At 43.7% G+C, this 16,131-nt stretch carries 11 protein-coding genes; 9 read left to right on the top strand and 2 right to left on the bottom strand.

From position 1 onward, the window contains the following. Positions 1 to 85 precede the first annotated feature (85 nt). The 3 genes from lnt to L3D27_RS09590 all read left to right on the top strand — a co-directional run bounded on the left by lnt (position 86) and on the right by L3D27_RS09590 (position 4,250). The gene (gene lnt, locus L3D27_RS09600) at positions 86 to 1,696 is read left to right on the top strand and encodes an apolipoprotein N-acyltransferase (protein WP_432481050.1); all 1,611 of its coding nucleotides are present in this window, start codon (positions 86 to 88) and stop codon (positions 1,694 to 1,696) included. A gap of 158 nt (positions 1,697 to 1,854) precedes the next feature. Continuing rightward, the gene (locus L3D27_RS09595) at positions 1,855 to 2,241 is read left to right on the top strand and encodes a hypothetical protein (RefSeq protein ID WP_432481049.1); all 387 of its coding nucleotides are present in this window, start codon (positions 1,855 to 1,857) and stop codon (positions 2,239 to 2,241) included. 221 nt (positions 2,242 to 2,462) lie between these two features. Then, a complete protein-coding gene (locus tag L3D27_RS09590) occupies positions 2,463 to 4,250 on the top strand; it encodes an aminopeptidase P family protein (protein ID WP_432481048.1) in 1,788 nt (595 codons plus the stop codon). 81 nt (positions 4,251 to 4,331) lie between these two features. Here L3D27_RS09590 and L3D27_RS09585 read toward each other — a convergent pair whose 3' ends face one another. Continuing rightward, positions 4,332 to 5,681 carry an anthranilate synthase component I family protein gene (locus tag L3D27_RS09585; protein WP_284673442.1) on the bottom strand — a complete coding sequence of 450 codons (1,350 nt, stop codon included), beginning with the start codon at positions 5,679 to 5,681 and terminating at the stop codon, positions 4,332 to 4,334. 190 nt (positions 5,682 to 5,871) lie between these two features. Continuing rightward, on the bottom strand, positions 5,872 to 7,104 hold the full coding sequence (locus L3D27_RS09580; RefSeq protein ID WP_284673441.1) for a beta-ketoacyl-ACP synthase II: 1,233 nt from the start codon (positions 7,102 to 7,104) through the stop codon (positions 5,872 to 5,874). Between the two features lie 252 nt (positions 7,105 to 7,356). On the opposite strand from L3D27_RS09580, the gene L3D27_RS09575 reads away from it, so the two are divergent. The 6 genes from L3D27_RS09575 (at position 7,357) to L3D27_RS09550 (ending at position 16,079) form a co-directional block, all read left to right on the top strand. Continuing rightward, a complete protein-coding gene (locus tag L3D27_RS09575; RefSeq protein WP_284673440.1) occupies positions 7,357 to 9,024 on the top strand; it encodes an EcsC family protein in 1,668 nt (555 codons plus the stop codon). Between the two features lie 159 nt (positions 9,025 to 9,183). Next, positions 9,184 to 9,558: a 30S ribosomal protein S12 gene (rpsL, locus tag L3D27_RS09570; RefSeq protein ID WP_264684303.1), complete on the top strand. Its 375-nt coding sequence runs from the start codon at positions 9,184 to 9,186 to the stop codon at positions 9,556 to 9,558. A gap of 114 nt (positions 9,559 to 9,672) precedes the next feature. Next, the gene (gene rpsG / locus L3D27_RS09565; RefSeq protein WP_284673439.1) at positions 9,673 to 10,146 is read left to right on the top strand and encodes a 30S ribosomal protein S7; all 474 of its coding nucleotides are present in this window, start codon (positions 9,673 to 9,675) and stop codon (positions 10,144 to 10,146) included. Positions 10,147 to 10,288: 142 nt separating this feature from the next. After that, positions 10,289 to 12,418 carry an elongation factor G gene (gene fusA / locus L3D27_RS09560; protein ID WP_432481047.1) on the top strand — a complete coding sequence of 710 codons (2,130 nt, stop codon included), beginning with the start codon at positions 10,289 to 10,291 and terminating at the stop codon, positions 12,416 to 12,418. Positions 12,419 to 12,545: 127 nt separating this feature from the next. Next, positions 12,546 to 13,736, top strand: coding sequence for an elongation factor Tu (gene tuf / locus L3D27_RS09555; RefSeq protein ID WP_284673437.1), 1,191 nt, complete (start codon positions 12,546 to 12,548; stop codon positions 13,734 to 13,736). Positions 13,737 to 13,928: 192 nt separating this feature from the next. Continuing rightward, the gene (locus tag L3D27_RS09550; protein ID WP_432481046.1) at positions 13,929 to 16,079 is read left to right on the top strand and encodes a M3 family metallopeptidase; all 2,151 of its coding nucleotides are present in this window, start codon (positions 13,929 to 13,931) and stop codon (positions 16,077 to 16,079) included. Positions 16,080 to 16,131: the final 52 nt, after the last annotated feature.

Here is a 16,131-nt window from a genome sequence, read left to right as displayed (position 1 = left end):
GACGGTGTTTTTTGCTGTGGCGATTGACCTATTTTTACCATTTTTATTTTTAACTTATTTTTTAGTATTTTAAGTAGCTTGTATCATGACAGTCCAATCCATTCATCAATCAGTCATTGCCAGTAAGCAGGGCAAGGCAAAAATCTCCACACCAAGACTTCCCATCGCTCTTGCCATGCTATTATCGCTTGTGGCGGGGTTGGTATTTAGTTTTTCGCTTGCTCCGTATTATCTGTGGCCACTTGCCATTTTTTCTGTCATGGGGGTATATGCCTTGCTCATCAATGAGATGAGCACTCGCCGAGCGTTTTGGATTGGGCAGGCGTATGGTTTTGGTGTGTGGGTGGTTGGTGCGTCATGGTTGTACAACTCTATTCATGAGTATGGTCATGTACCAGCGTGGGCGGCGGCGATGATGATTGGGCTGATGGCACTGATTATGGGGCTGTTTCATGCGGTATCTGCTTGCATATTTGTGCGTTTTTTGGGTCGTCAGCCACTTGCATTTGCGTCATTGTGGGTGGTGCAAGAATGGCTAAAAACATGGGTGCTTTCAGGCTTTCCTTGGCTGTTTGTGGGATATGCCTTTACTGAGCAGTCGTGGATTTCTGGTATTGCCCCTGTGCTTGGTGTCTTTGGTATCAGCTTTGTGGTGGTGCTGTTTGCCGCATCGGTGGTTGAGTTATTTTACCAAAAAGTTGGATTTTTGGTGCTGTCAATACTTGCCATATTGGTAGGTTTTGTGCTTCAGTCGGTGGATTGGGTTGAGCCTGATGGCAGAACGCTGTCCGTGTCTTTGGTGCAAGGCAATATCTCTCAAGATATGAAATGGCTCACTGACTATCAAACACAGACGCTTGAGATTTATGACAATCTCACAAAGAGCGAGTGGGGGCGTGATGTGGTGGTATGGCCTGAGGTAGCAATTCCGATGTTTCATGATGAAGCCATGCCATTTTTGCAAGACATGGCAAAACAAGCTCATGACAGCCAGTCAAGTTGGATAACAGGACTGCTTTACCGAGACCTAAAGGGTTATGATGAGAATAAACACGCCTATCCACCGATTTACAACAGTGTGGCGGCGATTGATGCTACTGGCGATAGTCTTTACAGGAAACAACAGCTTGTACCATTTGGCGAGTATATTCCATTTGAAGGAATGCTAAATATCCTACCAAATCTGGATAATATGCAAGGCTTGATGAGCATTAGTCGTGGTCATGCCAATCAATCGCCATTGGCAGTGAAAGACCACACCATTGGTGCGGCGATTTGTTATGAGGTCGCCTATCCTGATACCACACGCCATAATGCAAAAAATGCCGATGTGCTAGTAACGGTTTCAAATGATGCGTGGTTTGGCACGACAGCAGGACCTTGGCAGCACCTACAAATAGTGCAGATGCGTAGCCTTGAGACAGGACGATATTTTATGCGTGCTACCAACACAGGTGTAACTGCCATCATCAATCACAAAGGTGGTATTGACGCCATTGTGCCGCAGTTTGAGCGTACGGTATTGCGTGGCGAAGTGCCAAGTCTAATAGGTGTGACGCCATTTGTACGCTTTGGTAGTTATCCGATATTGGCACTGGCTTTATTGTTGATTGTATTTAGCTTTGTGGCAAGAAAAAGCAGTATATCAAGCAGCCGCACCCAAAGATATTATACCGCCAAAGGCGTGCGTGATTGATTTTTGGGCTATTTAGTAAGCTTTTTGTACAATAATTCCTTGATATGCGAAAGGAATTGTACAAAAATACAAAAATTGGTATATAATAGGGTAAAGTTTACCCAAACCGTTATCCAAAATACTTAATTTAATTAACCCATCGTTACGACAGGTGATTTATGGCACATGATGCATCAAATAATAACCCAATCAAAGAGTCGGTTACAGCTCTTGTTGGTATCGTTCTTTTACTTGTGATGATTGTTGCTATTGGTATTTCTGCTTTTCTCCGTCCAGCAGGCGAGCATCAGCCAGCAACACCAACTGAACAAGAACAGACTGTAGAGTCAAGCACGGCAGAAGCACAGCCTACTCAAGCGAGCGACACGGCAGTGGCTGAAGCTCAAGATAAACTTGAGCAAACGGCAGAAGATGCCCAAGCACCAACTCAAGCAACAGCAACTGAAGATAAGCCTGCTGCTCAGACTGCACCAGCAGATACCACCAATACCGCTCCAACGCCTAAGGTGGCAGAAGACAAGCAAGCTACTCAAGAAGACTACTGAAACGGACAAGCAAAAATAAGCCTGATTGTTATTAGGATAACTTAAAGAAGCATTCTTGATTTTTAAGTTATTTTTGCAGATAAAACCTTGCTCGATGAGCAAGGTTTTTTATTTGTATTTATCATCAAGCAAATCCAAACAAGTTGTGATAGAATAACCAAGCATTTACTATCAATTGTCATTGATTATCAATCTTAACAATTCCCAAAAAAGGAGCGGATATGACAACCAACATCCATCGTGAGCGTGTGCAGAGTCTTCGAGCTGTGATGCAGTCGCATCAAATTGACGCATTGATTATCCCATCGGCTGATCCGCACATATCAGAATATTTGCCTATCTATTGGCAAGGTCGTGAATGGGTTTCTGGGTTTACAGGTTCTGTGGGCACTTTGGTCATCACCCAAGACTTTGCAGGGCTGTGGACGGATGCACGCTATTGGGTACAAGCACCCATACAGCTTGAAGGTACAGGCATCGAACTTAAAAAAATGACACAAGGGCACCCAACTTTTGGTAAGTTTTTGGCAGAAAATCTACCAAGTGGTGCGACGGTTGCGATTGATGGGGCGGTGCTGTCTGTATCGGAGAGTACTACTTTATCTGAGATTTTTAAGGACAAAAACATTAAACTTGCCACCGAATCTGATCTATTACAGTCAGTATGGCATGAGCGTCCTGCCTTGCCAGATAGTCCAATTTATCCGCACGGTGAGTTGTTCATTGATGAATCTGCTACTGCTAAGTTCGCCAAAGTGCGTGCCAAGATGAGTGAGTTGGGAGCTGATCATCATCTGATTTCTAGTCTTGATGACATCGCATGGCTGACCAATCTGCGTGGTAGTGATGTGTCGTTCAACCCTGTTTTCTTGTCGCACTTACTCATCAGCCAAGATTGTGCAACTTTATTTGTTCATCAAAATAAACTAAATGACGCAGCAAAAGCAGTACTACTGGCAGCAGGTGTTCAGATTGATGATTATGACAATGTGTCTAAGGCGTTATCAATGTTATCAGGCGTGCTACTGATTGATCCTGCCAAAGTGAGTGTCGGTACGCTAAAAGAGATAGGTGGGCTAAGCGTTGTACATGCCACCAACCCAAGCACCGTATTTAAGGCGGTCAAGACCACATCAGCATTGACCCATATTCGCCAAGCGATGCGACAAGATGGAGCGGCGTTGTGTGAATTTTTTAGTGAATTTGAAAAACGCATCAAAGAAAGTGTTGCCACCAGTGAGCTTGATATTGCCGATATGCTGACCGAGGCTCGTAGTAAACAGCCACACTATGTTTCGGCAAGTTTTGATACCATTGCTGGCTTTCAGGGCAATGGGGCAATCGTCCACTATAAGGCGACCCAAGCGTATCATGCCAATATCAAAGGTTCTGGATTGCTACTGATTGACTCAGGGGCTCAGTATTATAATGGCACAACCGACATTACTCGTATGGCAGGCGTGGGCGATATCAGCGATGATGAAAAGCGTGATGTTACTTTTGTTTTAAAGGCACATATTGCCCTAGCCATGGCGGTTTATCCTGTGGGTATTTTATCGGCTGAGATTGATGTACTGGCACGCAATCAGCTATGGCAACAGGGTCTTGATTATGGGCATGGCACAGGTCATGGCGTGGGTTATTTTCTAAATGTTCATGAAGGTCCACAAGTCATCTCTCGTACTGCACCTGTGTTGCCAGAACGCACCCTGCAACTTGGCATGGTTACCAGTAATGAGCCAGGGTTATACCGTGAGGGTAAGTGGGGTGTTCGCCTAGAAAACCTAGTAGCAACCATACCTGCTCATAGCACCGAATATGGTGAGTTTGCTAAATTTGAAGACTTGACCTTATGTCCGTTTGACACTCGCTTGATTTTGCCCGAGCTATTGACTGCTCAAGAAAAAGACTGGTTGAACAACTATCATCAAAAAGTGCATGATGAGCTACTTGATTTGGTTGATGGTGATGCTAAGGCGTGGCTCATTGAACGCACGCAGGCGATTTAAGCGGTGCTTATCTTGACCCAACCCAAAATCCGTCCAAAAAGGGCGGATTTTTAGGGCTTGTCTTAAGCTAGGGCTTAAGACTTAGGACTGTGCCATCAGTCGGATAATCGCCCCCACCTTGTCGGTGCATTCTTGGTATTCATCAGCCATATCAGATTTGATAGTAATGCCGCCACCTGCCCAAAGCTCGCATTTGTTGGATTGTTGTAAGGTGCGAATCAATACATTCCACACGCCTGACCCATCAAAATTTAGATAACCCATTGTCCCACAATACGCCCCACGAGGTGAGACTTCTAATTCATGAATAATCTCACACGCCCTTTTTTTGGGTGTGCCTGTGATAGAGCCTGCGGGCAAAGAACCAAATAACACTTCCAGAGAATGCGTATGATTTAATTGTGCTGTGATGGTGCTAACCATATGATGAACATTTTGAAAACTCTCAATGGCAAAGCGTTTTGGGGTTTTTACCGTGCCGATATGGGCGTATTTACCCAAATCATTACGCAGTAAATCCACAATCATCAAGTTTTCGCTGATGTCTTTTTCGCTATTTGCCAGTTCATTTTTTAGTTCATCATCAAGCATAGGGTCGCTGTGTCGTGGGCGTGTGCCTTTGATGGGCTTGGTGGTAAGATGAATGTGATTGTTTTTTTGATAAAACTCAAAAAACAACTCTGGCGATACTGACAAAAGTTCAAAACCATTTAATGACAAATAACCTGCAAAAGGGGCATTCATCGTTCGCCCCAAAATGGGCAAAAAACTTGCCAAGTCGGTCAAATCTGCTTGCCAACTTTGGGTTAGGTTAATTTGATAGGTGTCGCCTGCTTTGATGTATTCTTGAACTTGATTAAAAGCATGGGCATAATCCACCTTTTTCCATGATGGGACAAATTGGGCGGATGTTGGTTGTGGTAATTTTTGATTGAGTAAATCGTTTAATGTAGCTTTTACTTCATCAAAAATGTACACATCATCATTCATGCCAATCAAGCTAAATCCATATTCGCATGGCTTTAAATAAATATCATAATGCCCAAAATAAGCACAAGGCTGATTTGGCTTGATGGCAATATCAGCATTTAATTCATGAGCGGACAGGTCGTAACCAATAAAACCCATCAAGCCATGTGTGTAGTCGCCTTGATGTGTGGGTGTGATGGTTTGGTTCTGGCAATAGGCGATAAGCTCGTTTTGCCAATCAGTATAAGTAGATGTATAGCGTTGAGATTTGGTATGGCGTGCTTGTCTATCTATCAATAGCGTATCTGTAAAAGTCGCTATCCATGATATGACAGGGCGAATGCCGATGACAGGGCGGTGATTATTGTTTAAAAAACACACCTGCCAATCAGGGTGATGTGTGGCAATGAGTGCGACCAGTTGGCTTGGGGTGTGCGTAGTATGAATGGGGTATGTGAGCATGGTGGAAGTGAATAGACTGATGACAGGCAAATTGTAAAACAAAATAGGAAAAAGAAAAAGGGGTGGTTGATGGATTTACTTAGCTCATTTATTCATTTAAATTAAAAGACACCAAGAACGGTTGTAAGAACTTTTACTCAATGAATAACCTAAAAGGGCTATGATTTTTTTTTCACAGCCCTTTTGATTGTTAGCCTTTAAACTTTTTTAACACCAAGGCCGAATTTGTTCCACCAAAACCAAAGCTATTGCTCATGGCGGTGTCAATCTCGGTTTGGCGTGTGGTCTGAACGATGTCAAAAGGCTTGGCTTGTTCGTCCATGTTGGTGATGTTAATGCTTGGGGCGATAAAATCATGATTCATCATCAGCACGCAATAAATCAGCTCTTGTACGCCCACCGCTCCTAGGCTATGCCCCGTCATGGATTTGGTTGAGCTGATTGGCGGGGTTTTGTCCGCACCGCCAAACACGTCTGAGATGGCGTGCAACTCAGTGATGTCGCCTAGTGGCGTACTGGTGCCATGCGAGTTTATATAGTCCACCGTGTCAAGCCCTGCTTGAGCCAGTGCGATTTGCATACAGCGAGTTGCCCCTTCGCCACTGGGTGCGACCATTTCCGCTCCGTCTGAGGTCGCTCCATAGCCCACGATTTCGGCAAGAATTGTCGCTCCACGAGCCTGTGCATGCTCTAGAGTCTCCACGACTACCATGCCACCACCACCTGCGATGACAAAGCCATCACGAGTGGCATCATAAGGACGGCTTGCGGTGGTAGGTGTGTCGTTGTACTGAGTACTCATTGCTCCCATGGCGTCAAACATACACGATTGCGTCCAATGCTCGCTCTCTCCACCGCCTGCCAACACCATGTCTGCTTTGCCAAGCTGAATCAGCTCCATCGCATGACCCACGCAATGGCTAGATGTGGCACAGGCAGATGAAAGTGAATAACTGATGCCCTTAATCTTTAAACCAGTGGTTAGCGTTGCTGATACTGTGCTACTCATGATTTTTGGGACAGAGACCGCCCCAACACCACGAAGTCCCTTTGCTTTCATGTTGTCCACCGAATTGACCACATCGGCGGTGCTTGCTCCGCCAGAGCCAGCCACGACCGCAATGCGTGGGTTATTGGCGATATCATCTACACTTAGCCCTGCATTTTTTATGGCAGCAAGTGCTGACACATAGGCATAAAGACTGGCATCTGACATAAAGCGTTTTAGTTTGCGGTCAATGGCAGAGGTATCAAGTAGGCTTTGATCAATCGAGCCTGATACGCAAGACTTAAAGCCATTATCAGCATAGCTTTGATTGTAAATCAAACCAGACTTTCCAGTTTTTAGGCTGTCGGTAACAGTGGCTAAATCATTGCCGATATTTGAGACAATGCCCATGCCTGTAATCACGACTCTTTTCATGGTTTTTCCTTATCAATTAAATAAATTGCCAAGTGTCTCAAAGTTTACACTTGTATTGGTGCTATTGTAACAAATTATTTAACGCATGGGAAAAGTTTTCTAAAGTATTCCGTGTATTTTTTCTACGGATTCTTACTTATCTAAACGCTCTGTAATATTTGATTGATATAGTAACAATTTGCCTAACTTTTTATTTAGCGAAATTGGTGTGTTTATGTTACTCTTTAATGGTTAATTTTTAAGGAGAAAATCATGTCAAACACACCAAAAACCGACAATTTAGACCAATTTGCCGAAGCCCTAGAAAATACCGATGGTGTGGAGGTTGTGGGTCATGTAGATATTGCCAACAAATCAGTGCAAGATGTACTGGTGGTAAAAGGATCTGTCAAAGAAGAAGCGGATCAAAAGGCAGATAAAGCCGAAGAAGCCAAAGCGGTGGAAAAACAGGCTAAAGAACTGATTGAATCAAAAGCAGACATTGCTAAAGAAAAAACCAAAGAAATTAAACAACAAACAGCTGACATAAAGACTGATATTGATGATGTCAAAGATAAGGTTGTTCATCAAACTCAAGCAGTCAAAGAAGTGGTACAGGGTCAGACTGAGGAGTTAAAGGTAGATACCACAGAAAAAATCACCAACTTAAAAGAACAAATCGAGGATGTGGCAGCCGACACCAAAGTAAAAGCCGAGCAAACTTTAGAGACTGCCAAAGATAAAGTAGATACAGTTAAAGGCGAGCTTCAAGAAAAAGCAGATGAGTTAAAAGAAAAAGCAGGGGATGTCATTAACGATGCCCAACAAAAAGCTCAAACGGTCATTGGGGATTTTAAACAAAAAGCTCAAGAGGTGTTAGAGCAGGGCAGGGAGAAGGCGGACGAAGTAAAAGACCAGCTTCAAGAGGTTTTTGAGGAGGTCAAGCAAAGCACTCAAGACCGAGTAGATCACATGGCTTACCAGATTGAAACTCAAGTTGAAAAAATTCAAGCTCAAGGCGAGCAATCTTCACAAGAGAGCCAGTCTTTGCTTGGCAAGATTGGTGTTTATCTGCGTGGTACGAACGCTTCTTTTACTAAGGATTTTACCCCAGTGGATTTGGGTAGTAGTGATTTTGGTGAAGATGCCTTTAGAATGCAAGCATCAACCATTGGTTCGCAATTATTTGGTGGTAGGCTTGCTAAAGCACAGTCTTTGGTGGGTAAGGTAGCTCCAAGCATGGAGGTGGGTAGTTTATCAAAAAAACTCTTTGATAAGGCGGCGTATTGGGCGAACAACTGGGCAAAAAAAGACCTACAAAAGGACAGTCGCTTTGATAAGCTGTCAAGTTTAACCGATGCTGAGCGTGATGATTTTGCACGAGATATCGCCAATCAGAATCGAGCGTTAGCGGTGATGGGCGGATTGTCTGGGCTGTTTGGAGTAAAAGGCGTCATTGCAGATACCGCATGGCTACTGATGGTATCGTTAAAGTCTGTTTATCAGATTGCACTGATTTATGATAAGCCTTTGGTGGGTGTAGAGGGTGTAAAAATTGCCTATGGCGTGTTGTCTGGGGCAAACCTAAGTAAGCTACAAGAAAAACAGGTCATCTTAACTGCACTTGCCTTTGGGAATGTGTTTTTTATCAATGCTCAAGATTCAAGTCTAAAGCAAGAGCTTAAAAATATTGGGCTAAAATACCGTACGACTGATAATTTTGCCAAGCAGCTTGATGATTTTTCACGATACATTGATATTGATAAGCTCAATGTTAGTTGGTTTACACGAATCTTGCCGATGGCGTCAGTGGGTGCAGGCGTGTATTATAATCGTGAGCTCATTGAAGAAGTGCTAGGTACGGCAATGGCAACTTTTTGCCCAAGACGCCCACATCTTTTGACGGACAGCACTCAAAAAGACAACGAACAAGATAGCTAAACTTCTTCATGACTGATAAGAAAGTGGCACAAGGGTGGATGATTTTTCATTCGCCCTTGTATCTTTTTATCTTTTCATCTATAATATATTGCCCCTAAATGGGGAGAGTCGGCTATTTCATTAGATTAGCCATATTGTTAATAACGGGAGAAATTGCCAATGGCAACCACAAACCAACTTATCCGTAAGGGTCGTAAGACCATTACCGAAAAGTCGAAAGTACCTGCACTACAAGCATGCCCACAGCGTCGTGGCGTATGTACTCGTGTATATACTACGACTCCAAGAAAACCTAACTCAGCCATGCGTAAAGTGTGCCGTGTACGCCTAACTTCTGGCTATGAAGTATCTAGCTATATCGGCGGTGAAGGCCACAACCTTCAAGAGCACAGTGTTGTACTGATCCGTGGTGGTCGTGTAAAAGACCTACCAGGTGTTCGTTATCACACCGTGCGTGGTGCACTTGACTGTGCGGGTGTTAAAGACCGTAAGCAAGGCCGTTCTAAATACGGTGCTAAGCGTCCTAAGGCATAAGCCTAAAGACATTTTTTGCGTATTTAGGGTGTGGTGTGCCCAGCCCATTTACGCAGTAAGGCTGGTTAAGCTAGCTTTTATACCAGATTATCCTGAAGATATAAGGAAACTATTATGCCAAGACGTCGTGTCGTCGCTGCCCGTGAAATCCTACCAGATCCAAAATTCGGCAGCCAAACCATCGCAAAATTTATTAACCATGTTATGGTAGATGGTAAAAAATCAGTCGCAGAAAAAATCGTTTACGGTGCACTAGAAACTGTTGCCGCTAAACGCAATGTTGAAGATCCTGTGGCTTTCTTTGAAGAAGTACTAGAGAACGTTCGCCCAACAGTAGAGGTTAAAGCTCGCCGTGTGGGTGGTGCAACCTACCAAGTACCTATGGAAGTACGCCCCTCCCGTCGTACAGCCCTAGCAATGCGTTGGCTGGCTGATGCTGCCACTAAGCGTTCTGAAAAATCAATGGCTCTACGCCTAGCAGGAGAGCTAAATGATGCTGCAGAAGGTAAAGGTGCTACCATTAAGAAGCGTGATGATGTTCACCGCATGGCAGACGCTAACAAAGCGTTCTCGCATTTCCGCTTTTAATTTTATTAAAAGTGTATTTAGCCTTTTTCAAAAAGGCATGGGTTGGGTGCTTGCTATCTGACCCAATGATAAATCTGGTGGTCATGGTTTATTAACAGACCATCAGACACCAAATTTAATCAGAATTTTTCTAGGAAAAATTATGGCTCGTAAGACTCCCTTAAATAGATATCGTAATATCGGTATCTCAGCTCACATTGACGCAGGTAAAACCACCACGTCAGAGCGTATTTTGTTCTACACAGGTAAAAGCCACAAAATCGGTGAAGTGCATGAAGGTGCTGCAACGATGGACTGGATGGAGCAAGAGCAAGAGCGTGGTATTACCATTACTTCTGCTGCAACCACCTGCTTTTGGTCAGGTATGTCAGACCAATTCCCAGAACACCGCATTAACCTAATTGACACCCCGGGTCACGTTGACTTCACCATCGAAGTTGAGCGTTCTATGCGTGTTCTTGATGGTGCATGTATGGTTTATTGTGCGGTTGGTGGTGTACAACCTCAGTCTGAAACTGTATGGCGTCAAGCAAACAAATATAGAGTGCCTCGTTTGGCATTTGTTAACAAAATGGACCGTACTGGTGCAAACTTCTTCCGTGTGGTTGAGCAAGTAAAAACTCGTCTAGGCGGTAATCCTGTGCCAGTGGTTGTGCCAATCGGTGCAGAAGACAGTTTTGAAGGTGTCATTGACCTACTAGAAATGAAAGCCATCATTTGGGATGTGGAATCTCAAGGCATGAAGTTTGAGTATGGCAACATTCCTGCTGATTTGGTTGATATCGCTGAAGAATGGCGTAACAACATGGTTGAGGCAGCTGCAGAAAGCTCAGAAGAGCTGATGGACAAATACCTAGAAGAAGGCGATTTGTCTCGTGAGGACATCGTTGCTGGTTTGCGTACTCGTACTTTGGCATGTGAAATCCAGCCTATGCTATGTGGTACTGCCTTTAAAAACAAAGGCGTTCAGCGTATGCTTGACGCAGTCATCGAGTTCCTACCTGCTCCAACTGATGTTGAAGCCATCAAAGGTATTTTAGATGACAAAGACGAGACCGAAGGCAGCCGTGAATCTTCTGATGACGAGCCATTTGCTGCACTTGCGTTCAAAATCATGAACGACAAATATGTAGGTAACCTAACCTTCGTTCGTGTGTACTCAGGTGTTGCCAAACAAGGCGATAGCGTGTACAACCCTGTTAAGATGAAGCGTGAGCGTATTGGTCGTATCGTTGAGATGCACGCCAACAGTCAAAACGAAGTTGATGAAGTTCGTACAGGCGATATCGTAGCATTTGTCGGTCTAAAAGATGTAACCACTGGTGATACCCTGTGCGACAACGATAATGTCATTACTCTTGAGCGTATGGAATTCCCAGACCCAGTTATTAGCTTGGCTGTTGAGCCTAAGACTAAAGCTGACCAAGAGAAGATGTCTATCGCTCTAGGTCGTTTGGCAAAAGAAGACCCTTCATTCCGTGTGCGTACCGATGAAGAATCAGGTCAAACCATCATCTCTGGTATGGGTGAGTTGCACCTTGACATCATTGTTGACCGTATGAAGCGTGAATTTGGTGTTGAAGCCAATATCGGTGCACCACAAGTTGCTTACCGTGAAACCATTCGTCAAACCGTTGAAGTTGAAGGTAAATTCGTTCGCCAAACTGGTGGTCGTGGTAAGTTCGGTCATGTTTGGTTACGCCTTGAACCACTTGACCCAATGGGTGAAGTTGAGTACGAATTTGCTGAAGAAATCGTTGGCGGTGTTGTACCTAAAGAATACCATGCTGCGGTCGATAAAGGTATTCAAGAGCGTATGAAAAATGGCGTTCTAGCAGGCTATCCTGTAGTGAATATTAAAGCGACGCTATATGATGGTTCTTACCACGATGTTGACTCTGATGAATTGTCATTTAAGATGGCAGGTTCTATGGCATTCAAAAAAGGCTTTATGCAAGCGTCTCCAGCACTGCTTGAGCCTATCATGAAAGTTGAAGTAGAAACGCCAGAAGACTACATGGGCGATATCATGGGTGATTTAAACCGTCGCCGTGGTATGGTTCAAGGTATGGATGATTTGCCTGGTGGCACCAAAGCCATTCGTGCTGAAGTACCATTGGCAGAGATGTTTGGTTATGCCACTCAAATGCGTTCTATGTCTCAAGGTCGTGCAACTTACTCTATGGAGTTTGCAAAATATCAAGAAACTCCGAAGAATGTTGCTGACGAAATCATCAAGAAGTTCACCGCTAAAGATGACGACGACGAGTAATTCGTTGCTTGCTTGATCTAAAGCTATGATACGCTTAGTTGTATTTGATAATTGAGCGTATCATAAATCAGTTAATCATTTGCTGGATAATCATTTATCTTAAGCATTCTAAAAAAGGAATAATATCATGGCCAAAGCCAAGTTCGAACGTAACAAACCACACGTAAATGTAGGCACCATCGGTCACGTTGACCACGGTAAAACCACACTAACTGCTGCTATCGCTACTGTTGCTGCTAAGCACCACGGTGGTGAAGCTAAAGACTACGCTGCTATTGACTCAGCTCCTGAAGAAAAAGCACGTGGCATTACCATTAACACTTCTCACATTGAATACGACACTCAAGCTCGTCACTACGCACACGTAGACTGCCCAGGTCACGCTGACTATGTTAAAAACATGATCACTGGTGCAGCTCAAATGGACGGTGCCATCTTGGTTGTTGCTGCAACTGACGGCCCAATGCCACAAACTCGTGAGCACATCCTACTATCTCGTCAGGTTGGCGTACCATACATCATGGTATTCATGAACAAGTGTGACCTTGTTGATGACGAAGAGCTACTAGAGCTAGTAGAAATGGAAGTGCGTGAACTTCTATCTGACTACGACTTCCCAGGTGATGACACACCAATCATCAAAGGTTCTGCACTACTAGGTCTAAACGGTGATCAAGGTCAATATGGCGAACCAGCTATCCTTGAGCTACTAGACACTCTAGACAGCTATATCCCAGAGCCAGAGCGTGACATCGATCGTCCATTCCTAATGCCAATCGAAGATGTATTCTCAATCTCTGGTCGTGGTACTGTTGTAACTGGTCGTGTTGAGTCTGGTATCATCAAAGTTGGTGATGAAGTTGAAATCGTTGGTATCAAAGACACTGCTAAGACTACCTGTACTGGTGTTGAAATGTTCCGTAAGCTACTAGACGAAGGTCGTGCTGGCGAGAACTGTGGTGTACTACTTCGTGGTACTAAGCGTGAAGAAGTTCAGCGTGGTCAAGTACTTGCTAAGCCAGGTTCAATCACTCCGCACACTCAATTTGACGCAGAAGTATACGTACTATCAAAAGAAGAAGGTGGTCGTCACACGCCATTCCTAAATGGCTATCGCCCACAATTCTACTTCCGTACTACTGACGTAACTGGTGCCATCACTCTACAAGAAGGTACTGAAATGGTTATGCCTGGCGACAACGTTGAGATGAGTGTCGAGCTTATCCACCCAATCGCTATGGACAAAGGTCTACGCTTCGCTATCCGTGAAGGTGGTCGTACTGTAGGTGCTGGTGTTGTTGCTAATGTTAAAGGCTAATCTTTAACAAACCAACACAAACCAAAACAAAGCATCAGCTTTAACCCAAAACCCCTGCCAGAGATGATAGGGGTTTTTGGTTGGGTGGTAAATACCTTGACTTTTTGATGAGTTTTGCATAAGCTAGCTACCACTCTTATTGATATTGGATAAAATAAGACAAGTTGTTTAATCTTAACCAGGAGGATTATTATGGAACGTCGTCGTTTTTTACAAATGGGTCTAGGTAGTTTGGTTGCCATCAGCTTACCAAAATTTGGTGTGGCAAATCCGACAGCACTCGTGCTAAGCAAGGAGCTTGAAAACAACCCTTTGCTTGATTTTGTAGGATTGCCTAACTTTACCGCCATTCAGCTTGAACACATCAAGCCTGCTGTTGATTATGTGATTGAGTATAATACCAATGTGGTCAAGGCGTTAACCACACAAGAGAGCATTACTTGGCAAAACTTCTATGTCCCATTAGAAGATGCTCAAAACAAACTTGAGCGTGTGTGGTCTACTATTAGTCAGTTGCATTCTTTAAAAAACTCTGAAGCGTTGCGAGAGGTATATGGTGATGCACAGAAATCGTTAACAGAATTTTATACATGGTTTGGTATGCACCGACCGCTGTACGATGCCTTTAATCAGTTAAAACAGGGTAAAGAATACGCCAGTTATTCGAAAGCTCAAAAAAAGGCAATTGATAACGCCTTGCTTGATTTTAGACTGTCTGGTATGGCATTAGAAGGAGAGGACGCTAAACGCTATACTGAAATTTCTACCAGATTGTCTGAGCTATCTACAGATTTTAGTAATAATGTGCTTGATTCTGAGATGGGGTTTGAGATTGTTATTGAAGACAAACAAAAGCTACAAGGTCTTAGTGATATTGCTTTAGCCAGTGCAAAAAAATCAGCCGAGTCAAAAGGCTTATTAGGCTATCGCTTCGGCTTGGATTATCCAAGCTATGCCGCCATCGTTACTTATGCTGATGATCGAAAACTAAGACAACAAATGTTTGAGGCGTACCGAACTCGTGCGTCCGATCAAGGTCCAAATGCTGGTAAATGGGATAATACCGCCATCATGAACGAGCTGGTACAACTCAGATTAGAGCGTGCTAAACTGCTTGGTTTTGAGTCTCATGCTGAGTATTCTTTGGCAAATAAAATGGCAGAAAGTCCAGCTCAAGTGCTTGATTTTTTAGGTGATTTGTTATCACAGACTCACTCTAAGTCTAAAGCGGAAATTCAAGAGCTTGAGGAGTATGCTAAAGACAAAGGACTGTTGTCTAAAACAGATAAGCTGATGCCATGGGATTTGTCTTATTTGACCGAAAAATTCAAGCAAGAGCGTTATGACATTGATAAAGAGATGTTAAGGGCGTACTTCCCTGTAGATAAAGTACTGTCGGGTATGTTTGAGTTGACCAATCGTCTGTTTGGCTTAACTGTGCGTGAAAGAAAAGATGTGCCCGTCTTGCATCCAGAGGTGAGATTCTTTGAGTTATTCAAAGAAGGTAAGCACATTGCTTCTTTTTATCTGGATTTGTTTGCTAGAGAGAATAAGCGAAGCGGTGCTTGGCATAGTGATGTGATGAATCGCTATCAAACGGCTGATGGCTCAATTCAGTTGCCTGTGTCAATGATTGTATGTAACTTTGCCGCCGCCAGTGGCAATGAGCCTGCTTTGCTATTGCATAGAGATGTTGAAACTTTATTCCATGAGTTTGGACATGGTTTACATCATATGCTAACTCAAGTAGATGTACGAGCAGTTTCTGGTATCAATGGTGTGGCATGGGATGCGGTGGAGTTCCCAAGTCAGATTCTAGAGAATTGGACATGGGATATGGATACGCTAGGTTTGATTTCTGGTCATTATCAGACAGGCGAACCTTTACCTAAAGACATGATTGATAGAATGTCTGCCGCCAAAAACTATCAATCGGCAACAGCCATCGTTAGACAGCTTGAGTTTGGTTTGTTTGATTTTCGTTTGCATAGCGAATATCAATCAGGCGATACAGGTGCGATTGCTCGTATTCGTGAGGATATTCGTCAGCGTATTTCTGTGGTTAATGAACCCGATTGGGTGCGTATGGCACATAGCTTTAACCACATTTTTTCAGGTGGTTACTCGGCAGGCTATTATGGTTATATGTGGGCAGATGTGCTTGCTAGTGATGGTTTTACACGCTTTCAAAAAGAAGGGGTGTTTAATCGCAAGACAGGTCAAGACTTTATTGATGCAGTACTGTCGCAAGGTGGATCTGATGAGCCGATGGCATTGTTTGAGAAGTTCATGGGTAGAAAACCTGATGTTACTGCCTTGCTAAAATCTCGAGGTATTATCTAATCAAGGTACTATCCAAGTAATAAAAAAGCCATAGATGCGATGTCTATGGCTT

The organism is Moraxella sp. ZY200743 (genome assembly GCF_050885545.1).
GTDB lineage: Bacteria > Pseudomonadota > Gammaproteobacteria > Pseudomonadales > Moraxellaceae > Moraxella > Moraxella haemolytica.
This window is presented reverse-complemented; position numbering and strand designations above follow the sequence as displayed.